The organism is Streptomyces albiflavescens (assembly GCF_014645835.1).
GTDB classification, from domain to species: Bacteria; Actinomycetota; Actinomycetes; order Streptomycetales; family Streptomycetaceae; genus Streptomyces; species Streptomyces albiflavescens.
Genome location: NZ_BMMM01000009.1, coordinates 1 through 20,968, shown reverse-complemented (window position 1 = coordinate 20,968; position 20,968 = coordinate 1). Strand labels below are relative to the sequence as shown.

The 20,968-nt window shown below is 69.0% G+C and carries 13 protein-coding genes, 1 tRNA gene, 1 rRNA gene and 1 pseudogene; 3 read left to right on the top strand and 13 right to left on the bottom strand.

Annotation, left to right across the window (positions count from 1 at the left end):
- Positions 1 to 10: 10 nt before the first annotated feature.
- A complete protein-coding gene (locus tag IEY95_RS23930; protein WP_189188170.1) occupies positions 11 to 853 on the top strand; it encodes a DNA-formamidopyrimidine glycosylase family protein in 843 nt (280 codons plus the stop codon).
- A gap of 32 nt (positions 854 to 885) precedes the next feature.
- Positions 886 to 1,647, top strand: coding sequence for an SDR family NAD(P)-dependent oxidoreductase (locus IEY95_RS23925; RefSeq protein WP_189188169.1), 762 nt, complete (start codon positions 886 to 888; stop codon positions 1,645 to 1,647).
- A gap of 248 nt (positions 1,648 to 1,895) precedes the next feature.
- Here the strand turns inward: IEY95_RS23925 and IEY95_RS23920 are convergent.
- The 10 genes and pseudogenes from IEY95_RS23920 to IEY95_RS23875 form a co-directional block, all read right to left on the bottom strand.
- A pseudogene (locus IEY95_RS23920) lies at positions 1,896 to 2,093 on the bottom strand (hypothetical protein); the annotation flags it as partial.
- Positions 2,094 to 2,190: 97 nt separating this feature from the next.
- Positions 2,191 to 2,661: a Dps family protein gene (locus IEY95_RS23915; protein ID WP_189188461.1), complete on the bottom strand. Its 471-nt coding sequence runs from the start codon at positions 2,659 to 2,661 to the stop codon at positions 2,191 to 2,193.
- A 260-nt stretch (positions 2,662 to 2,921) separates the two neighbouring features.
- The gene (locus IEY95_RS23910) at positions 2,922 to 3,299 is read right to left on the bottom strand and encodes a helix-turn-helix domain-containing protein (protein ID WP_028802355.1); all 378 of its coding nucleotides are present in this window, start codon (positions 3,297 to 3,299) and stop codon (positions 2,922 to 2,924) included.
- A gap of 109 nt (positions 3,300 to 3,408) precedes the next feature.
- Positions 3,409 to 3,954, bottom strand: coding sequence for a CinA family protein (locus IEY95_RS23905; RefSeq protein ID WP_189188168.1), 546 nt, complete (start codon positions 3,952 to 3,954; stop codon positions 3,409 to 3,411).
- The gene (pgsA, locus tag IEY95_RS23900) at positions 3,951 to 4,664 is read right to left on the bottom strand and encodes a CDP-diacylglycerol--glycerol-3-phosphate 3-phosphatidyltransferase (RefSeq protein WP_189188167.1); all 714 of its coding nucleotides are present in this window, start codon (positions 4,662 to 4,664) and stop codon (positions 3,951 to 3,953) included. The genes IEY95_RS23905 and pgsA overlap by 4 nt, the downstream gene beginning before the upstream one ends.
- Entirely contained in the window at positions 4,661 to 6,136 is a 1,476-nt protein-coding gene (gene rimO, locus IEY95_RS23895; protein ID WP_189188166.1) for a 30S ribosomal protein S12 methylthiotransferase RimO, read from the bottom strand. Before rimO ends, pgsA begins: the two co-directional genes overlap by 4 nt.
- Positions 6,137 to 6,227: 91 nt before the next feature.
- Entirely contained in the window at positions 6,228 to 7,085 is an 858-nt protein-coding gene (locus IEY95_RS23890) for a helix-turn-helix domain-containing protein (RefSeq protein ID WP_189188165.1), read from the bottom strand.
- 265 nt (positions 7,086 to 7,350) lie between these two features.
- The gene (locus IEY95_RS23885; RefSeq protein WP_229703272.1) at positions 7,351 to 10,080 is read right to left on the bottom strand and encodes a DNA translocase FtsK; all 2,730 of its coding nucleotides are present in this window, start codon (positions 10,078 to 10,080) and stop codon (positions 7,351 to 7,353) included.
- 229 nt (positions 10,081 to 10,309) lie between these two features.
- Complete coding sequence (locus IEY95_RS23880) at positions 10,310 to 10,993, bottom strand: response regulator (protein ID WP_189188163.1); 684 nt, start codon at positions 10,991 to 10,993, stop codon at positions 10,310 to 10,312.
- Positions 10,994 to 11,334: 341 nt separating this feature from the next.
- The gene (locus tag IEY95_RS23875; RefSeq protein ID WP_189188162.1) at positions 11,335 to 16,833 is read right to left on the bottom strand and encodes a HAMP domain-containing protein; all 5,499 of its coding nucleotides are present in this window, start codon (positions 16,831 to 16,833) and stop codon (positions 11,335 to 11,337) included.
- Between the two features lie 321 nt (positions 16,834 to 17,154).
- Between IEY95_RS23875 and IEY95_RS23870 the strand changes: the two genes are divergently transcribed.
- Positions 17,155 to 19,902: a SpoIIE family protein phosphatase gene (locus tag IEY95_RS23870; protein WP_189188161.1), complete on the top strand. Its 2,748-nt coding sequence runs from the start codon at positions 17,155 to 17,157 to the stop codon at positions 19,900 to 19,902.
- 64 nt (positions 19,903 to 19,966) lie between these two features.
- Here IEY95_RS23870 and IEY95_RS23865 read toward each other — a convergent pair.
- The 3 genes from IEY95_RS23865 to rrf all read right to left on the bottom strand — a co-directional run.
- Positions 19,967 to 20,042: transfer RNA gene (locus IEY95_RS23865), tRNA-Thr, on the bottom strand.
- A gap of 84 nt (positions 20,043 to 20,126) precedes the next feature.
- Positions 20,127 to 20,789, bottom strand: coding sequence for a DegT/DnrJ/EryC1/StrS family aminotransferase (locus IEY95_RS23860; protein ID WP_229703348.1), 663 nt, complete (start codon positions 20,787 to 20,789; stop codon positions 20,127 to 20,129).
- 114 nt (positions 20,790 to 20,903) lie between these two features.
- Positions 20,904 to 20,968 (bottom strand): 5S ribosomal RNA (gene rrf / locus IEY95_RS51075); the annotation flags it as partial.

Below are 20,968 nucleotides of genomic sequence, written 5' to 3'. Positions count from 1 at the left end.
CCTTGACCCCATGCCCGAAGGAGACACCGTCTGGCAGGCCGCGAGGCGGCTGCACCTCGCCCTCGCGGGCAAGGTGCTGACCCGTTGCGACCTGCGGGTGCCCAGATACGCCACCGCCGACCTGACCGGACGCGTGGTCCTGGACGTCACGCCGCGCGGCAAGCACCTGCTCACGCGGTTCGAGGGCGGAGTGACCCTGCACTCGCATCTGCGGATGGACGGCTCGTGGAAGGTGTACACGAACGGCCAGCGCTGGAGCGGCGGTCCCACGCATCAGATCCGGGCCATCCTCGGCACCGCGGACCGCACGGCCGTCGGCTACCGGCTGCCTGTGCTGGAGCTGCTCCGCACCACCGACGAGGACCGTGCGGTCGGCCATCTCGGCCCCGATCTCCTGGGCCCGGACTGGGACCCGGACCGGGCGCTGGAGAACCTTCTGTGCGACCGGGCCCGCCCCCTCGGCGAGGCCCTGCTCGACCAGCGCAATCTCGCCGGCATCGGCAATGTCTACAAGAGCGAACTCTGCTTCCTGCTCGGCGTCACCCCCTGGCTCCCCGTGGGCGACCTGCCCGCCGACCGCGCCGCCCAACTGCCCGCCCTCGCCAAGAAGCTCCTCGAAGTCAATCGCGACCGTCCAGCGCGCAGTACCACGGGCCGCCGCGACCAGAACCTCTTCGTCTACGGCCGCACACCCCGCCCCTGCCTGCGCTGCCGCACCCCGATCCGCTCGGCGGACCAGGGCGACGGTTCCCGCGAGCGCCCCACCTACTGGTGCCCGACGTGCCAAAGGGGGCCCACGCCGCCGCCGGGTGCCGCCCTACCCCGTACAGGTCCCCGGCGTACGGCTAATTGACGACCCGTCAGAATTCCTCGTACCGTCCCTGCATGCCCCTCAAGGCGTACGACCTCACCGGACGCACCGCATTCGTCACCGGCGCCGCCAGCGGCATCGGCCGCGCATCCGCCGTTCTGCTCGCGGAGGCGGGCGCCGACGTCCACTGCGCGGACCGTGACGCGCAGGGCCTGCACGAGACGGCGACCCTGATCAAGGGCCGGGGCGGCACCGCCCACACCCACCCGCTCGACGTCACCGACCGCGACCAGGTCCAACAGGCCGTCGCCTCCTGCGCACGCCTCGACGTCATGGCGGCGGTCGCCGGGATCATGCACAGCAGCCCGGTCCTGGAGACCCGCGACGAGGATCTCGACCGGGTGCTGAGCGTCAACTTCAAGGGCGTGCTGTACGCCTGCCAGGAAGCCGCCCGGCTCATGATCGCGAAGAGTGTCCGCGGCAGCATCATCACGATGGCGTCGGGCGCCATAGACACCGGCGGCCCCGGCCTGTTCTGCTACGGCGCGGCGAAGGCGGCCGTCGTGCAGCTGACGAAGACCCTGGCGACCGAGGTCGGCCCGCACGGCATCCGCGTCAACGCGGTCGCGCCCGGCTGGATCCGTACGCCGATGACCAACCGCCACGGGGAGGCACAGGCGAACACGGAGGCTTTCATGGCGCGGCTGTCACCGCTCGGACGGGTCGGTGAACCCGAGGACATCGCCCACGCCGTGCTCCATCTGGCCTCGGACGCCTCGACGTTCACCACTGGCCAGATCCTCCGCCCCAATGGAGGTGTGGCGATGCCTTGGTAGCCCCGACCTTCACTCGCGCGCCGCCGCTCCCACCCCTACGCCCGGGCGCCCCCGTACATCCGGGCGCTGCTGCTGGGCTCCCCCGAGCCCCCGGCATGCCTGCCCGCGGGATCCCCGGGAGCCTCCGCCTCCTGACCGGCCTCTCTTCCACCACGTCCGGCCACGCGCCCCCACCCCCTACCCGCGCCCCGCGCACGCCCCCCGCGCCGCCCTCTCCGCCGCCATGACTCCTGCGAGGACGCGCGTCACCGATCCGACCCCGTGGCCCTCACGGCCCGGGCCTTCGGCACGCAGTGCACCGGCAGCAGGCTCAGCCCCCATCCCCCGGCCGCGACCGCCCCCTCCAGCACCCCGGCATCGGGCACCAGCGAGAGCCGGAGCACGCTCCACCACCACAGCGCACCGAACCCAACTGCGGCCCCCCAGCGCACTGTCCGCCCTGCCATGGTGCCCACCTCCAGCCCGACGCTAGACCGCGACCTCACGCCCCGGCAGGGCGCACCAGCGGCACACAGGCGCATCGCGGACAGCACCCGAGGGCGGTCACCCGTTCTCCGCCTGGAACATCCAGTGGTGCTTCTCGAGGTCGGCCGTGATCCCGATGAGGATGTCCTGGCTCACCGGATCCGGGTCCGCGGTCGTCGCCACCCGCTCCCGCATCCGCGTGATCACCGCACCCAGGGCGTCCACGAGCGTCTTCACGGCGTCGGTGTCCTTGACCCAGCCCTCGGGCGTCGCCCCGATGCCGCTCTTGGCGGCCACGGTCGCGGCCCGGCCGTCCGGCGAGACACCCAGAGTCGAGGCGCGCTCGGCCACGGCGTCGGAGTGCAGCCGCGCGCTGTCCACGACCTCGTCGAGCTGGAGATGGATGGAGCGGAAACGCGGTCCCACCACGTTCCAGTGGACCTGCTTCGCCACGAGGGAGAGGTCGATCAGGTCGACCAGCGCGCCCTGCAGCGCATCGGCCACGGCCTTCAGGTCCGCGTCGGACAAGGGACTCTTCACGACGTACATCCGCATCCTCCGATGGTGACGACCGCGACCATGCCGATGATCGCGACGTAACAGTCGATGACGTGACAACCGGCAATGCGCCGGCCGGCCCCGCCCTGCCCCTCCACCATGGCCGCCACACCGGATACCGGCAAACGGACCCATACGGGACGCCCGTACAACGCAAAAACCCCGGCCGCGCTCCTCCGGGTTTCCCCGGAGAAGCCCCGGCCGGGGCTTCTCCTACGCATCCTCAGCTCATGAGCGCGAACCCGTGAGCGTCAGGCGGCGACGACGTCGACCGCCTCGGTAGGCGCCTTGATCGTGACCCGTTCCGGTGGCACACCGGTCACCGATACGGAATTGAGCATCGGGCGACGCACCGGTGCGGGCACCGGTTCGGTGGCCGCAGCCGACTGTGCCAGCTCGGCGAGAGCGAGCTCGTCGCTCACTTCCCGCATGAGCTCGGACATCCGTACGTCCAGCGCGTCGCAGATCGCGGAGAGCAGTTCGGAGGATGCCTCCTTCTGCCCCCGCTCCACCTCGGAGAGATAGCCGAGTGAAACTCGGGCGGACGAGGAGACTTCGCGCAGAGTACGGCCCTGGCGCTGGCGCTGCCGACGCAGCACGTCACCCAGCAGGCGACGGAGCAGAATCATCGGTGGCTCCCTCCTCGGACCGCGTAGCCGCATCCTTCACGCCCCACCGTACCGCCTCGCGCCGCGGCCGTGCGGGGAGCGATGTCGTGTTCACTCAGGGCTGCAAACATCAAAACCCCCCGTTCTGTTCCGTATCCTGTGCCCGCTCATTCCCAGTCTGTTCGCTCGCAAGCCCCTTCAGGAGCAGTGCGAGTACGCTCCGTACACTCTCCATACGGATTTCCGCCCGGTCGCCGTTCAACCTCAGCGGTATCACTTTCCCGCCACCGGCAGGATGAAAAGATGCTGGGAACGGCCCGTCGACGGCCACGAAGACCGTGCCCACCGGCTGCCCGTCCTGGGGTTCGGGACCGGCGACGCCCGTGGTCGCGATCCCCCAGTCCGCTCCGAGAGCCTTGCGCACCCCGACCGCCATCTGAGCCGCGACCTGCGGATCCACCGCACCGCGCTCCGCCAGCAGAGTGGCGTCGACACCGAGCAGCTCGTGCTTGAGCTCAGTGGCGTACGCGGTCACGGAGCCGCGGAAGACCTTGGAGGCACCCGGCGTCGCGGTGATCTCCGCCGCCACCAGACCACCGGTGAGCGACTCGGCGACGGCGAGCGTCTCGCCCCTCACCATGAGTAGTCGCAGCACTTCAGTGGCCAGGGAATTCACCGCTCCGCCTCCTCGGCCGCCGGCCGCCGCTCGGCGATTCCGCGCCTGCGCAGCACAATGGCCTGTCTCACATAGTCGAGCCCGGTGACCACGGTCAGGACGACTGCCACGGCCATCACCCAGAACCTCAGGGTGGCCAGCGGCCCCGTCAGCGCCAGAACGTACATCCCGACGGCCGCGCCCTGGGCCAGCGTCTTCATCTTGCCGCCACGACTCGCCGGGATGACCCCGTAACGGATCACCAGGAAGCGCAGCAGCGTGATACCGAGCTCGCGCCCGAGAATCACGCCCGTCACCCACCAGGGCAGATCGCCGAGGTAGGACAGACAGATCAGGGCCGCTCCCATGATCGCCTTGTCGGCGATGGGGTCGGCGATCTTCCCGAAGTCGGTGACCAGGTTGTACGTGCGCGCCAGATGGCCGTCGAAGATGTCGGTGATCATGGCGACGGCGAAGGCCGCCCAGGCCCATGCGCGCATGGCGGGGTCGTACCCGCCGTCGGCCAGCATCAGCGCTACGAAGCCCGGCACGAGGACGAGCCGGATCATGGTCAGGATGTTGGCGATGTTCCAGAGGCTGGCCTGGTTGACGGCCGCAGCGCCCAGCTTCCCGCCCCGCGCCGGCTTCGCGCCCCCCGGAGCGCCGGGAGCGCCCGCCGCACCTTTCGCGCTGGGGGAGCCGCCCGCCGCGGATGCCGGGACTCCGGTCATCTGGCCGCCTCCTCAGCACACGGGAGCGAGCCCAGGAGCGGCTCGGCCACCAGGTCGACACCTTCCGTACCAACCACCTTGGCCTCGACGATACGGCCGACGGTCAAGCCCTCGCGGCTGGTGAACAGCACCTGGCCGTCCGTCTCGGGCGCCTGATGGGCGGCGCGGCCGACCGCGCCCTCCTCGTCGTCGATCGACTCGACGAGCACGTACACGGTCTCGCCGACGCGCTCCTCGGCGCGCTGCGCGACCAGCTCCTCGGCGAGCCGGGACACACGCGCGAGGCGCTCGGCGACGATGTCCTCGTCGAGCTTGTTCTCGTACGTCGCCGCCTCGGTGCCCTCCTCGTCGGAGTACCCGAAGACACCGATCGCATCGAGGCGCGCACCCGTGAGGAAGCGCTCCAGCTCCGCCAGATCGGCCTCGGTCTCGCCGGGGAAGCCCACGATGAAGTTGGACCGCACGCCGGCCTGCGGGGCCTTGGCACGGATGGTGTCCAGCAGCTCCAGGAAGCGGTCGGTGTCGCCGAAGCGCCGCATGGAGCGCAGCACGTCGGGCGCGGAGTGCTGGAAGGACAGGTCGAAGTAGGGCGCGATGTTCGGCGTCGAGGTCAGGGCGTCGATGAGTCCGGGGCGCATCTCGGCCGGCTGCAGATAGCTGACCCGCACGCGCTCGACGCCGTCGATCTCGGCGAGCTCCGGCAGCAGGGTCTCCAGGAGACGGATGTCGCCCAGGTCCTTGCCGTACGAGGTGTTGTTCTCGGAGACCAGCATGATCTCCTTGACGCCCTGCTCGGCAAGCCAGCGGGCTTCGTTCAGCACGTCGCTGGGGCGGCGCGAGATGAACGAGCCGCGGAAGGACGGGATGGCGCAGAAGGAGCAGCGCCGGTCGCAGCCCGAGGCGAGCTTCACCGAGGCCACGGGCGAGCCGTCGAGGCGGCGCCGCAGCGGCGCGCGGGGGCCTGACACCGGGGCCACGCCCTCGGGGAGGTCCGAGGGAGCACCGTGACCGGGAAGGGCCACTTCCTCGCCTGCGCTCTGCCGCTCGGCCGGGCTGATCGGCAGCAGCTTGCGCCGGTCGCGCGGGGTGTGGGAGGCGTGGATGCCGCCGTTCAGAATGGTCTGGAGGCGGTCGGAGATGTCGGCGTAGTCGTCGAAGCCGAGCACGCCGTCGGCCTCGGGCAGCGCTTCGGCGAGCTCCTTGCCGTACCGCTCGGCCATGCAGCCCACCGCCACGACGGCCTGGGTTCTGCCATGTCCCTTGAGGTCATTTGCTTCGAGGAGGGCGTCGACGGAGTCCTTCTTGGCGGCCTCGACAAAGCCACAGGTGTTGACGACGGCGACGTCCGCTTCCTCGGCGTCCTCCACGAGGTGCCAGCCGTCCGCCTCCAAGCGGCCTGCGAGCTCCTCCGAGTCCACCTCGTTACGGGCGCAGCCAAGGGTGACGAGTGCGACGGTACGGCGTTCAGGCATGGGCTCAAGACTACTTTGTCTCACTGACAGCCCACGTCGACGGGGTTGGCCGATCTTGGCCAACCCCGTACCGGCATACCCCTTGGGACCGTTATCCGACCTGGGGGTCGCCCTTTGTATACGTGAGGCGCTCGACCGCGCCGGGCTGGAAGTCGTCCTCGATCTTCTTGCCGTTCACGTACAGCTGGATCGCGCCGGCGTCACCGAGGATGAGGTTGATCTTCGAGCTGTCCTGGAAGGTCTTGGACTCGCCCTGCTTCAGCAGCCCGTCGAAGAGCATGCGGCCGTTGTGGTCCTTCGCGGAGATCCAGCTGCGTCCGTCCGCGGCGCTGACCTGCACGGTCACCTTGTCCTGCGGGGCGGCCGCGATGGCGCTGTCGGACGGGTCCGGCTTCGGGTCGGCGGGCTTGGTCTCGGTCGGCTTGGTCTTCACGGGCTTGCTGGTGGTCGGCGTGGACCCCTCGGCGACCCGCGTCTTCGTGTCGTCCCCGCTGTCGCTGCCCTTGACCACGGTGAATCCGACGAAGCCGATCACCGCGACGATCGCGGCGACCATGGCAGCCGTCCAGTTCGGCCCGCGCCGCTCGGGGCGGATACGTTCCGCCTCGAAGAGCGGGGCGGCCGGCGTCGGTGCGGGGCGCCCGCCGTGCTCGGCGTCGTAGCGGGCGAGCAGCGGGGCCGGATCGAGATGCACGGCGCGTGCCAGGGTCCGGATGTGACCGCGCGCGTAGACGTCGCCGCCGCAGGGAGCGAAGTCGTCGTGCTCGATCGCTTGGACGATGGCGATGCGGACCCGGGTGGCGTTGCTGACGTCGTCGACGGTCAGCCCGGCTTCGACGCGTGCCTGCCGCAGGGCACGGCCGATCGAATTTTCCTCGGCTGCGCGGTCGTCTTCGAACGGACGCTCGTCTTCAGGGGAGTTGCCGTCAGGGGAGTTGCCGATGGACACGGGGGCGCCTTTCGAGCGTGTAGCCACCTGTGCTGGAGGTTCAGTCTAGGGGGGGTACGAAAGGGTGGGGCAACCGGGCGGTAGCACTTTGTACGCCATCAGAATGGCCGGTCATCCTGATGCTGGGACATGTACGTGTCCCCTCGCTCAACTTGACGTACGACGACGGGAAACGGTTGCCTGCCGATCACTTACGGGTGAGTCACGTTCGATTATTTTATTGCCGCCGACTCACCCGTGGCGTGACCGACCTGTCCCGTTTTCCTTACGCTTCAGCTTCCCCACGAATCACGGCGAGCACTCCATCCAGCTCGTCGGCCTTCACAAGAACGTCACGTGCCTTGGAGCCCTCGCTGGGACCGACGATGCCGCGGGACTCCATGAGGTCCATCAGCCGTCCGGCCTTGGCGAATCCGACACGCAGCTTGCGCTGGAGCATCGAGGTGGACCCGAACTGGGAGGTGACGACCAGCTCGGCGGCGGCGCACAGCAGATCGAGGTCGTCGCCGATGTCCTCGTCGATCTCCTTCTTCTGCTTGCTGCCCACGGTGACGTCGTCCCGGAAGACCGGCGCCATCTGGTCCTTGCAGTGCTGGACGATCGCCGCGACCTCGTCCTCGGTGACGAAGGCGCCCTGCATACGGGTCGGCTTGTTGGCCCCCATCGGCAGGAAGAGCCCGTCTCCCTTGCCGATCAGCTTCTCGGCACCCGGCTGGTCGAGGATGACCCGGCTGTCGGCGAGCGAGGAGGTGGCGAACGCGAGCCTGGAGGGCACGTTCGCCTTGATCAGACCGGTGACGACATCGACGGAGGGTCGCTGCGTGGCGAGCACCAGGTGGATGCCGGCCGCACGCGCGAGCTGCGTGATACGCACGATCGCGTCCTCGACGTCGCGCGGCGCGACCATCATCAGGTCCGCCAGCTCGTCGACGATCACCAGCAGGTACGGGTACGGCGAAAGCTCACGCTCGCTGCCCTCGGGCAGCTTCACCTTGCCGTTCCTGATGGCCTCGTTGAAGTCGTCGATGTGCCGGTAGCCGAACGCCGCGAGGTCGTCGTAGCGCAGATCCATCTCCCGTACGACCCACTGCAGCGCCTCGGCGGCCCGCTTGGGGTTGGTGATGATCGGCGTGATGAGGTGCGGGATGCCCTCGTACGCGGTCAGCTCGACCCGCTTGGGGTCGACGAGGACCATGCGGACGTCGTCGGGGGTCGCGCGGACCATGACGGACGTGATCAGGCAGTTGATGCACGAGGATTTACCGGAACCGGTGGCTCCGGCGACGAGTACGTGGGGCATCTTCGCGAGGTTGGCCATCACATAGCCGCCCTCGACGTCCTTGCCGAGCGCGACCAGCATCGGGTGGTCGTCCTCGGCCGCGTCCGCGAGCCGCAGCACGTCGCCGAGGTTGACCATCTCGCGGTCGGTGTTCGGGATCTCGATGCCGACCGCCGACTTGCCGGGGATCGGGCTGATGATCCGCACGTCGGGACTGGCGACGGCGTACGCGATGTTCTTGGTGAGCGCCGTGATCCGCTCGACCTTCACGGCGGGGCCGAGCTCGACCTCGTAGCGCGTGACCGTCGGACCGCGGGTGAAGCCGGTGACGGCGGCGTCGACCTTGAACTCCATGAAGACGTTCTGGAGCGAGGCGACCACAGCGTCGTTGGCGGCGCTGCGCGTCTTGCCGGGGCCGCCGCGCTCCAGCAGGTCGAGCGATGGCAGAGCGTAGGTGATGTCGCCGGACAGCTGGAGCTGCTCGGCGCGTGGGGGCAGCTCGCGCGGCTCGTCGGGCGCGGCCTTGGTGAGGTCGGGCACGACGGTCTCGACCGGCAGGGCCTCCTGCTTGGGCGGCTTGGCGCTCTTGGAGCGCGCGGCCGGTACCGGCGTCGTCTCCTCGTACCCGTCGCGCTCCACGGAGACGCCCTGCGTCAGATCGGCGACCAGCGGCGAGGGCGGCATGCCGTGCAGGACGGCACCGTCGAGCGCGGCAGCGGCGGCCGCGGCGACATCCACCGCGTCCATCGGCCGATGCATGTCGGGTTGCTGCACCGCGGGCCGCCTGGGGCGGCTCCGGCGCTTGGTGAGCGCCTCCTGCTCGGCACTGTCGGGGTCGTACCCCTCGGGGGCGCGCGAGCGCCTCCGGGAGCGCGAGGGGAGCGCCTCGCGCCACTGCTCGTCGTAACGCTCGTCGTCCTCGCCGAACTCATCCTCGTCGACGTCGGCCTGGACGATGCCCAGCTTCTGCCCCAGGAGTCTCAGCCGCTGCGGAATCGCGTTGACCGGGGTCGCCGTGACGACCAGCAGCCCGAAGATCGTGAGCAGTACGAGGAGCGGTACCGCCAGGACGTCGCCCATCGTGTACGTCAGCGGGGTGGACGCGCCCCAGCCGATGAGTCCGCCGGCGTCCCTTATCGCCTGCATGCCGTCGCTGCGCGCGGGCGCCCCGCACGCGATGTGGACCTGGCCGAGCACGCCGATCACGAGCGCGGACAGGCCGATCACGATGCGGCCGTTGGCCTCGGGCTTCTCGGGGTGCCGGATGAGCCGGGTCGCGATGACGCCGAGCAGTATCGGAACGAGCAGGTCGAGGCGGCCGAAGGCGCCGGTCACCAGCAACTCGACGAGGTCACCCACGGGGCCCCGCAGGTTGGACCACGTACCCGCCGCGACGATCAGCGCGAGGCCGAGCAGCAGGAGCGCGAGACCGTCCTTGCGGTGCGCCGGGTCGAGTCCCTTCGCGCCCCGCCCTATGCCGCGGAACATCGCTCCGACGGCGTGCGCGAGGCCCAGCCACACGGCGCGTACGAGTTTGTACACGCCCGCGGTCGGGTTGGGCGCCGGCGCGGGAGCGGCCTTCTTCGCCGCGGTCTTCTTGGCGGGCGCCTTCTTGGCGGCTGCCTTTTTCGCGGGGGCCTTCTTCGCCGGAGCCTTCGTCGGAGCGGCCGCCTTCTTCGCGGGCGGCTTCTTGGCTGCGGACTGACGTGAGGCCATGTGTGTGAGGTTACCGGTGGAGACGACAGCGGACACGTGTGCCCAGTGCTTCACCCGTTCGTGTCGCCCTTGCCGAGGACGGAAACTGACGCCGACTCACGCGGGACGTAGCGTTCGAGGGCGCCGAGTTCCGCGACTGGAGCGCCCAGTTCTGCCGGAGCGGAGCACAGTTCTGCCGGGGCGGAGCATAGTTCTGGCGGAGCAGCACTCACTTCCGCTGGAGCAGTGCTCAGTTCTGCGACGGCACCGAAGGCGCCCCGCTCCCCGTGCCCGGTTCCAGCGCGTCCAGCGCCCTGCGCAATCCCGTGAGTTTGCGTTCGAGATGGGCCGCGGTCGCCACCGCCGCCGCGTCGGCCGAGTCGTCGTCGAGCTGCTTGGACAGCGCCTCGGCCTGCTCCTCAACGGCCGCGAGCCGCGCGGAGAGTTCGGCGAGAAGTCCGGCGGGCTCCTTGGTGTCGCCGAGCGCCGCCTTGCCGCCGCCCTCCAGCTGGAGCCGCAGCAGGGCCGCCTGCTCCCGGAGTTGGCAGTTCTTCATGTAGAGCTCGACGAAGACGGAGACCTTGGCGCGCAGCACCCATGGGTCGAAGGGCTTGGAGATGTAGTCCACCGCACCCGCCGCGTACCCCCGGAAGGTGTGGTGCGGGCCGTGGTTGATCGCGGTGAGGAAGATGATCGGGATGTCCCGGGTCCGTTCTCGCCGCTTGATGTGCGCGGCGGTTTCGAAACCGTCCATCCCCGGCATCTGGACGTCCAGCAGAATGACCGCGAAGTCGTCCGTGAGCAGTGCTTTGAGCGCTTCCTCCCCGGACGATGCCCGCACCAGTGTCTGATCGAGCGCGGAGAGGATCGCCTCCAGCGCCAACAGATTCTCCGGCCGGTCATCGACCAGGAGGATCTTGGCCTTCTGCACCATGGCCCGCCCTCCTCGCCCCGGCATGGGGCCTCCCCTGTCCGCAGGACTTGGGGAAGCACCGGGCGCATCCCCAGGGGACGACTCCCTTGCGCCGCCCGTCCTTGTGCCGGTCATGGTAGCCGCACCCCGCCTGTCGCCACACCCTGTCACCGCGATGTCACTGTGCACGTAGCAGAAACGTAGCGGGAGACCAGAAGGTTCCCCGAATCCCGCGCTTCTACACGGCTTCGGCCACAGTCAGTTATCCGACGTCGGGCCCGTCGCGCCACTGGTTCGGCGCGCACGCCCGGCGCTCCGGTCGCTGACACCGCGTAACGACCGGCTCGCCGGACATGAGTCCGTCACTCCTCACGCATCCACTGCTCCATCACGGAGAGCAGGTGATCGGGATCGACCGGTTTCGTCACGTAGTCGGAGGCACCCGACTCGATGGCCTTCTCCCGGTCGCCCTTCATCGCCTTCGCCGTGAGCGCGATGATCGGCAGCCCGGCGAACTGCGGCATCCGGCGAATCGCCGTCGTTGTGGCATAGCCGTCCATCTCGGGCATCATGATGTCCATCAGGACAACCGTCACATCATCGTGCTGCTCCAGGACTTCGATGCCCTCGCGGCCGTTCTCGGCGTACAGCACCGAAAGTCCGTGCTGCTCGAGGACGCTGGTCAGCGCGAACACATTGCGGATGTCGTCGTCGACGATCAGCACCTTCTCGCCCTCGAACCGGATGCCGCGGCGCGGCTGCGACTCCGCGTCCTGCCGGCCCGCGGCCGCCCACTGCTCCTGAGCCGTCCCCGCGGCGCCGTTCGGCTGCCCCGGCAGCGCGCCGCGCTGCTCGACCGCTGACACCGCCCTGCGGCGCCTCCTGAAGAGCGCGGCGGGCCCATTCTGCGTCTCCTGGTACGACTTCACCTCGGCCGGCGTCTCGATGCCGGCACCGGACAGCTCCGCCTCGGAGGCCAGCAGCTCCCCGGCCTCCAGCGCCGGCGCGAGCTGCCCGTAGCCCTGCGGCGGCAGTTCGCTCGGGTGCAGCGGCAAATACAGCGTGAACGTCGAGCCGCGTCCCGGCTCGCTCTGCGCGTGGATCTCACCGCCCAGCAGCCGCGCGATCTCCCGCGAGATGGACAGCCCCAGACCCGTACCGCCGTACTTGCGGCTCGTCGTGCCGTCCGCCTGCTTGAAGGCCTCGAAAATGACCCGCATCTTGCTGGCCGCGATCCCGATGCCGGTGTCCGTCACGGAGAACGCGATCAGATCGGCGTCCGCGTCCCGCAGCGAACCGGACTCCAGGAGCTGCTCCCGGATGGCCACCGGAACGTCCGCACCAGCGGGCCGGATCACCAATTCGACCGCTCCGGAGTCGGTGAACTTCACCGCGTTGGAGAGCAGGTTCCGCAGCACCTGGAGCAGCCGCTGCTCGTCGGTGTGCAGCGTGGCGGGCAGTTCCGGCGAGACCCGTACGGAGAAGTCGAGACCCTTCTCCGCGGTCAGCGGGCGGAAGGTGGCCTCCACGTAGTCGACGAGCTGGACGAGCGCGATGCGGGTCGGCGACACGTCCATCTTGCCGGCCTCGACCTTCGACAGGTCGAGGATGTCGTTGATCAGCTGGAGCAGGTCGGAACCCGCGCCGTGGATCGTCTCGGCGAACTCGACCTGCTTCGGAGTGAGGTTCGTGTCCGCGTTGTCGGCGAGCAACTTGGCCAGGATGAGCAGGGAGTTGAGCGGCGTACGCAGCTCGTGCGACATGTTCGCCAGGAACTCGCTCTTGTAGCGCATGGAGACCGCGAGCTGCTCGGCGCGCTCCTCCAGGACCTGGCGGGCCTCCTCGATCTCGGTGTTCTTGACCTCGATGTCGCGGTTCTGCTGGGCCAGCAGCTCGGCCTTCTCCTCAAGTTCCGCGTTCGAGTCCTGGAGCGCCTTCTGCCGGCTCTCCAACTCCGCCGAACGCTCCCGCAGTTGCTCGGTGAGCTCCTGCGACTGCCGGAGCAGCACCTCCGTCTTGGTGTTGACGGAGATGGTGTTGACGCTCGTCGCGATCATCTCGGCGATCTGGTTCAGGAAGTCCTTCTGGATCTGCGTGAAGGGCGTGAACGACGCCAGTTCGATGACGCCGAGCACGGTCCCCTCGAAGAGCACCGGAAGCACGATGACCTGCGCCGGAGGCGCCTCGCCGAGTCCGGAGGAGATCTTCAGATAGCCGCTCGGCGCGTTCTCCACAAGAATCGTGCGCTTCTCCTGGGCCGCCGTCCCGATCAGCGCCTCACCGGGCCGGAAGGAGGTCGGCATGGAGCCCATCGAGTAGCCGTACGACCCGAGCATGCGCAGCTCGTACGCGTCCTCGTGACCGCTCGCCTCCTTGCCGTCGACCAGTGGCATGGAGAGGAAGAACGCACCGTGCTGCGCGGAGACGACCGGCGTCAGCTCGCTCATGATCAGCGAGGCCACGTCGTCGAGGTCGCGCCGCCCCTGCATCAGCGCCGAGATACGGGCGAGGTTGCCCTTGAGCCAGTCCTGCTCCTTGTTGGCGATGGTGGTGTCGCGCAGGTTGGCGATCATCTTGTTGATGTAGTCCTGAAGTTCCTGGATCTCGCCGGAGGCGTCCACGTCGATCTTCAGGTTCAGGTCGCCGCGGGTCACCGCGGTCGCCACGCGCGCGATGGCACGTACCTGCCGGGTCAGGTTCCCGGCCATCTCGTTCACCGACTCGGTGAGGTCCCGCCAGGTGCCGTCGACGTCCCGCACGCGCGCCTGGCCGCCCAACTGCCCCTCGGTGCCCACCTCGCGGGCCACTCGGGTGACCTCCTCGGCGAAGGAGGACAGCTGGTCGACCATCGTGTTGATGGTGGTCTTCAGCTCCAGGATCTCGCCGCGGGCGTCGATGTCGATCTTCTTGGTCAGGTCGCCCTTGGCGATGGCCGTGGTGACCATCGCGATGTTGCGCACCTGGCCGGTCAGGTTGGACGCCATCCCGTTCACGGATTCGGTGAGGTCCTTCCACGTACCGGACACGCCCGGTACGCGCGCCTGCCCGCCGAGGATGCCGTCCGTGCCCACCTCGCGGGCCACCCGGGTGACCTGGTCGGCGAACGAACTCAGCGTCTTCACCATGGTGTTGACGGTGTCGGCCAGCTGGGCGACCTCGCCGCTCGCCTCGACCGTCACCTTCTTGGTGAGGTCGCCGTTGGCCACCGCTGTCGCGACCTGCGAGATGTTCCGCACCTGGTTGGTCAGGTTGTTGGCCATCACGTTGACGTTGTCGCTCAGGTCCTTCCAGATGCCCGTGACACCCGGCACCCGCGCCTGACCACCCAGGTTGCCCTCGGTACCCACCTCGCGGGCCACCCGGGTCACCTGCTCGGCGAAGTTGGACAGCTGGTCGACCATCGTGTTGACGGTGGTGACGAGTTCGAGGATCTCGCCCTTGGCGTCGACGGTGATCTTCTTCGAGAGGTCGCCCTTGGCGACCGCCGTCGTGACCTCGGCGATGTTGCGCACCTGAATGGTCAGGTTGTTGGCCATGAAGTTCACGGACTGCGTGAGGTCCTTCCAGGTGCCGGAGACACCCTGCACCTCGGCCTGCCCGCCGAGCATGCCCTCCGTACCCACCTCGCGGGCCACCCGCGTGACCTGCTCGGCGAAGTTCGAGAGCTGGTCCACCATGGTGTTGAGGGTGTTCTTCAGCTCCAGGATCTCGCCGCGCGCGTCCACGTCGATCTTCTGCGACAGGTCGCCCCGGGCCACCGCGGTCGCGACCTGCGCGATGTTCCGCACCTGGGCGGTGAGGTTGCCGGCCATGCCGTTCACGGAGTCGGTCAGGTCGCGCCACACACCGGCGACGCCGGGCACCTGCGCCTGACCGCCGAGGCGGCCCTCGGTACCCACCTCGCGGGCGACCCGGGTCACCTGGTCGGCGAAGGCGGAGAGCTGGTCGACCATCGTGTTGATGGTGTTCTTCAGCTCCAGGATCTCGCCGCGCGCGTCCACGTCGATCTTCTGCGACAGGTCGCCCCGGGCCACCGCCGTCGTGACCTGCGCGATCTGCCGCACCTGCGAAGTCAGGTTCCCCGCCATGAAGTTGACGGAGTCGGTGAGTTCCTTCCACGTGCCGGACACGCCGTCCACGCGGGCCTGACCACCGAGGCGGCCCTCCGTACCCACGTCACGGGCCATCCGGGTCACCTGGTCGGCGAACGAGGAGAGCTGGTCCACCATCGTGTTCACGGTGTTCTTCAGCTGGAGCATCTCGCCGGAGACATCGACGGTGACCTTCTGCGACAGATCGCCGTTGGCGACCGCTGTCGTCACCTGCGCGATGTTGCGCACCTGTCCGGTGAGGTTCCGGAACGCCGTGTTGACCGAGTCCGTCAGGTCCTTCCAGGTCCCCGCCGCACCCGGCACCTGCGCCTGGCCGCCCAGTTCACCCTCGACACCGACCTCGCGCGCCACGCGCGTGACCTCGGCACCGAACGACGACAGCTGGTCGACCATCGTGTTGACGGTGTTCTTCAGCTCCAGCATCTCGCCGGCCACATCGACGGTGACCTTCTGGGAGAGGTCACCGTTGGCCACGGCCGTGGTCACCGCGGCGATGTCGCGCACCTGAGTCGTGAGGTTCCGGAAGACCGTGTTGACGGAATCCGTCAGGTCCTTCCACGTCCCCGCCGCACCCGGCACATTCGCCTGGCCGCCAAGCCGCCCCTCGCCGCCGACCTCGTTGGCCACGCGCGTGACCTCGTCGGCGAACGTCCGCAGCGTCTCGGTCATCTGATTGATCGTCTCGGCGAGCTGCGCGACCTCGCCGCGTGCGGAAACCGTCACCTTCTGCGACAGGTCACCGCTCGCGACCGCTGTCGTCACCTGAGCGATCCCGCGCACCTGGGCCGTGAGGTTTCCGGCCATGAGGTTCACCGAATCGGTGAGGTCCTTCCACACGCCGGCCACACCGGGTACCTGCGCCTGGCCGCCGAGCTCGCCCTCGGTGCCCACCTCGCGCGCGACTCGCGTCACCTCGGAGGAGAAGGAGGACAACTGGTCCACCATCGTGTTGACGGTGTTCTTGAGTTCCAGCATCTCGCCGGCCACGTGAACCGTGACCTTCCGGGACAAGTCACCCTTGGCGACCGCCGTGGTCACGAGAGCGATGTCACGTACCTGGGCCGTCAGCCGGTACGCCATGGTGTTGACCGAATCCGTGAGGTCCTTCCACGAACCGGACATCCCGCGCACTCGCGCCTGCCCGCCCAGCTTGCCCTCGGTGCCCACCTCGCTGGCCACCCGCGTGACCTCGTCGGTGAACGTCGACAGCTGGTCGACCAGATTGTTGACCGTCCGTCCGACCTTGAGGAACTCCCCGCGCAGCGGATGCCCGTTGCCGTCGGCCGCCTGCGCCCGCAGCTCCATACGGGGCGACAGGTCGCCCTCCGCGACCGCGGACAGCACCCGGCCGACCTCGGAGACAGGCCGTACGAGATCGTCGACGAGCGCGTTCGAGGCGTCGATCGCCGCTGCCCACGAGCCCTCGCAGGAGCCCGCCTCCAGCCGCTCCGTGAGTTTTCCCTCACGTCCCACCATGCGACGTACGCGCGACAGCTCACCCGTAAGGTGGAGATTGCGGTCGGCCACTTCATTGAAGACCGCCGCGATCTCGGACATCACTCCGTCGCCGGAAACCGTGAGCCGCTTGCGGAAGTTGCCGTCCCGCATCGACACCAGGGCCGCCAGCAGCCGGTTCAGAGCCGCCGTGTCCACCTCGGTGGTGCCATTGCGCGGTGTGCGCTCGTTGTTCAGGGACTGTCCGCCTTTCGCGCGCGTCTTCGTGCCCCGCGTCGCTGCGCCAGACTCCACTGTGTCCCTCCCGCAAGGGTCGACCATTACTGCTCGGCGTACTCGGGTACTTCTGCTCGGCGTGCTGGAAGGCACTCATCAGCCTGCCCGGACCGTCTCTTGGAGCTTGCCCAGTGTTTCACCCTGGCTGAACCAGGCCATAACAGTTCGGCAGCTTCGCACATCGTCCGCACACTCTCCGGACGGAAACACAGGCGACCGGCATCCGCATGGACGGCGAAGGTAAGTAACCTTGCATGCGGCTGTCCAGCCGTGCCGGTCCCGTCCGGCCTGGGCGGTGGCACAAGCACGAGCGGGCAGGCATCGGAGGGGCGCCGCACCATGACCACCGGACTGCATCCTGGGGGAGCGCCCCAGGATCCCCGGCCGACGGGGAACCACGCTCTGCCGCAGCAGGAGCGGGTCGGCCACGGAGCCCTGCACGCCGACAACCGGACAAGGAGTTCTGTGATCACCGCGCGCGCGGCCGCCAGTTTCGATCCCGTGGGGCGATCGGTCGCGACCGCGCGCTCCTTTGTCCGTGACACCCTCCAGGGCTGGGGCTTCGCCGACATCGTCGACGATGCCGTGGTCCTCACCAGCGAACTCGTCACCAACGCCGTTGTGCATGCGGGCACCTCCGCGGACGTTCTCTGTCTGCGCAGCGACGACGGAGTACGCATCGAGGTGGCAGACCGCTACCCGGAACGTGAAATTCCACTCCAGGCGACGGCTGTGAACATGGGCAGCCCCGACCGCGAGGGCGGCCGCGGCCTCCAGCTGTGCGCGGCGCTGGCCGGCCGCTGGGGTGTCGAGTACACGCCCACCCACAAGCAGGTCTGGTTCCAGCTCATCCTCCCCGAGCGTCCCGTGGGCACTCGCACCGCCGGCCCCTCCCTCCCCGCCGATCTCCTCCCCCTCGCCGACGGCCGCGTCCGCGTCGCGGTCGTCCAGATCGACCGCGCCGGCGCCATCAACGCCTGGAACGAGGACGCGGAGGAGCTCTTCGGGTACGCCGCCGAGCACGTCACCGGCAAACCGCTCACCGACCTCGCCGCCTGGCCGCACACCCCCGGCACCAGCACCGGCATCGTCGAGGCCCTCCAACTCTCCCGCTGGGAAGGCAGCTACGGCATCCGCGGCGCCAACGGGCGCGTAACCCCCGTCTACGCCTCACACCTTCGGGTCCGTGACACCGGTGGCGAACCCTCCACGGTCTGCCTTCTCGTACGCGACCACGAACGCGCGGTCCTGCAGACCCCGTTGCGCGTCAACGCCACCGACACGACCACCAGCTCCGAGGGCCAGGCCTCCGACCCCTTCGAGGTCTTCATCGGCTCGCCCGCGCCCGACGACCTCGACGGACTCCTCCAGCGCACGGTGGAGCGCGCCCGCGACATGCTCGACGGCGACTCCGCCTTCCTGCTCCTCGCGACCGACGACGAAACGGAGTTGGAGGTACGAGCCTCGACGGGCCTGCCCTCCGCCCGCCAGCGCTTCGCCCGCGTCCCCGTCGAAGCAGGCCCCGGTCGCTACGGCTCGGCCCGTATGCCCGCCGTACACGAGGACCTGACGGTCGTCCCCGGCGCCGTCCCGCTGCTGGGCGGCACCGGCATGCGCTCGGTCGTCACGGTCCCGCTGAAGGTCGAGGGGCGCCTCACCGGCTCGCTCGGCGTCGCGGCCGAGTCGCCCAGCAGATACTCCAACGAGGAGGCGTTGCGCCTCCAGTTCGCCGCCGACCGCATCGCGCTGGCAGTGGAATCGGCCCGACTGGGCGAACTGGAACGCCTGCGCCGCGGCTCGCTGTCCTTCCTCGTGGAGGCCTCCGACCTCCTCGCCGGCACCCTGGACCGCGACCAGACCCTGGCCCTCATGGCTCAGATGACGGTCCCGACCCTGGCCACCTGGTGCGCCGTCTACACGATCGCCGACCAGGCCTCGGATCCGTATCTCTCCTACGTCCTGCACGAGGACGAGGAACGCATCGACGGCCTCAAGGCGTTGCTCTCCAAGATCGCCCCACCCGACCCGGTCCCCACCCCGGGCGCCCGCGTCTGGTCCGCACCCGCCGAAGCGGCCCACGAGGCCGCCCTGCGCACGTCCATGCGCAGCCTGGGCCTGGGCGAGTCCCCGCCGGTGAGTTCCGGCATCGGTACGACACTGGCGACGGCCTCGGCGGTCGGCGGCGAGACAGTCGTACTCCCCCTGGTCGCCCGCAACCGCGTCATCGGCATGCTGACGCTCGGCAAGCCGTCGGACGAACACTTCCGCCAGGAGATCCTGGAGTTGGCCGAAGACCTTTCACGCCGAGCCGCCCTGGCGCTGGACAACGCCCGCCTGTACTCGGAGCGCATGGCCATCAGCCAGTCCCTCCAGCGCAGCCTCCTGCCCCCCGAACTCCCCCACATCGAGGGCGTCGAGGTCGAGGTCATCTACCGAGCGGCCGGCGAGGGCAACGAGGTCGGCGGCGACTTCTACGACCTCTTCCCGATCCGCGACGGCGCGTACGGCTTCGCCATCGGCGACGTCTGCGGTACGGGCCCGGAGGCAGCGGCGGTCACCGGACTGGCCCGGCACGCACTCAGGCTGCTGGCCCGCGAGGGCTACGGCGGCCCGGCCGTCCTGGAGCGCCTGAACTCCGCGATCCTCGACGAGGGCGCCCGCAGCCGTTTCCTGACGCTTCTGTACGGCGAGTTGTGGCCCCAGGAGGACGGCAGCGCCCTGCTGAAGGTGGTGTGCGCAGGCCACCCGCTCCCGCTGCGCCTGCGCCAGGACGGCACGGTCGAACCGGCCGCCGAACCGCAGCCGCTACTCGGCGTCATGGAGGACCTGGAGCTGTACGAGCAGACGGTCACGCTGGATCCGGGCGACGTCCTGCTGTGCGTCACGGACGGCGTCACGGAGCGCCGCGAGGGGACCCGCATGCTCGGCGACGACGGTCTCACGGACGTCCTCACCACGTGCACGGGCCTCACGGCGGGCGCGGTCGCCGCTCGCATCATGCGCGCCGTCGAGCGCTTCGCGTCCGACGCCCCCTCCGACGACATGGCGATTCTGGCGATGCGGGTTCCCGGCCTCCACAAGGACTGAGGCCCGACTTCGCCTTGGGGTACGAGAAAGGCCCCCGCCCGTAAGGGCGGAGGCCTTTTCTTGATGGAGCCCCCAAACGGAATCGAACCGTTGACCTTCTCCTTACCATGGAGACGCTCTGCCGACTGAGCTATAGGGGCCAGTTGCCTTTTCGAGGTTTCCCTCGCGGCAACGGAATAGATCATACCCCGAACAGAAGCATGTTCCCAACCACGCTCATTGGGTCAGAAGGCCGGCTGAAGCAATCCACCGAGCGCGTTGCACGCGGAGACTATCCGCTGCATCTCGCGCTTGGTCAGAGAGGCGTCGACCGGCAGCGACAGAGTCTCGTCCGCGGCCCGCTCGGTCTCCGGCAGATGCACGTCCCGACGGAATGCGGGCATGCGGTGCACGGGAGTCTTCACCGGCACCCGGCACTCAACTCCCCTGGCTCGCACGGCCCGTGCGAACGCGTCCCGGTCCGGCCGTCCATTGCCCGGCACCCGCACGACATACTGCTGGTAGGTGTGCCCGTCACCGCCGTCGGGCGTCCGTACACCGTTCAACCGCCCGTCAAGGTAGGCGGCCCGCTCCCTACGCTGCGCGATCTCGTCGTACGGTGCCTCGGACTCGCCCTGCTCCAGAACCAGGAGCCCGTGCCGCTGTCCCATCCACCGCAGCCGCGCCATGTCGGCCGACCGGCCGAAGCGATGGACGACAACCAGAGCCACCGACTGGGGAGTTATGACACCTTCGACCGCGTTCGGGTCGAGGCAGTACGTCGCCGGGTCTATGTCGGCGAACACGGCCGTCGCACCGGCCTGCGTCACGGCCTCGGCGACCTCGACGTTCCCGAACGCCGACACGATGACCTCGTCACCGGCTCGGACACCCGCGGCGCTGAGCATTGCAGCAGTACTCATGGTGCGGATGCTCGTCGCGTAATGTGAACGCCAAGTGACGCAAAACAAAAAAGAGCTGGTCCCTGAACCGAAGTTCGGGGACCAGCTCCTTGAATAATTGTTCGGCGGCGTCCTACTCTCCCACAGGGTCCCCCCTGCAGTACCATCGGCGCTGTAAGGCTTAG

What these genes read in the sequence shown, in the direction of transcription:
- IEY95_RS23930 (WP_189188170.1), top strand. Translation starts at nt 11, where the DNA reads ATGCCCGAAGGAGACACCGTCTGGCAGGCCGCGAGGCGGCTGCACCTC.
- IEY95_RS23925 (WP_189188169.1), top strand. Translation starts at nt 886, where the DNA reads ATGCCCCTCAAGGCGTACGACCTCACCGGACGCACCGCATTCGTCACC.
- IEY95_RS23915 (WP_189188461.1), bottom strand. Translation starts at nt 2,661, where the DNA reads ATGTACGTCGTGAAGAGTCCCTTGTCCGACGCGGACCTGAAGGCCGTG.
- IEY95_RS23910 (WP_028802355.1), bottom strand. Translation starts at nt 3,299, where the DNA reads ATGATTCTGCTCCGTCGCCTGCTGGGTGACGTGCTGCGTCGGCAGCGC.
- pgsA (WP_189188167.1), bottom strand. Translation starts at nt 4,664, where the DNA reads ATGACCGGAGTCCCGGCATCCGCGGCGGGCGGCTCCCCCAGCGCGAAA.
- rimO (WP_189188166.1), bottom strand. Translation starts at nt 6,136, where the DNA reads ATGCCTGAACGCCGTACCGTCGCACTCGTCACCCTTGGCTGCGCCCGT.
- IEY95_RS23885 (WP_229703272.1), bottom strand. Translation starts at nt 10,080, where the DNA reads ATGGCCTCACGTCAGTCCGCAGCCAAGAAGCCGCCCGCGAAGAAGGCG.
- IEY95_RS23880 (WP_189188163.1), bottom strand. Translation starts at nt 10,993, where the DNA reads ATGGTGCAGAAGGCCAAGATCCTCCTGGTCGATGACCGGCCGGAGAAT.
- IEY95_RS23870 (WP_189188161.1), top strand. Translation starts at nt 17,155, where the DNA reads ATGACCACCGGACTGCATCCTGGGGGAGCGCCCCAGGATCCCCGGCCG.
- IEY95_RS23860 (WP_229703348.1), bottom strand. Translation starts at nt 20,789, where the DNA reads ATGCTCAGCGCCGCGGGTGTCCGAGCCGGTGACGAGGTCATCGTGTCG.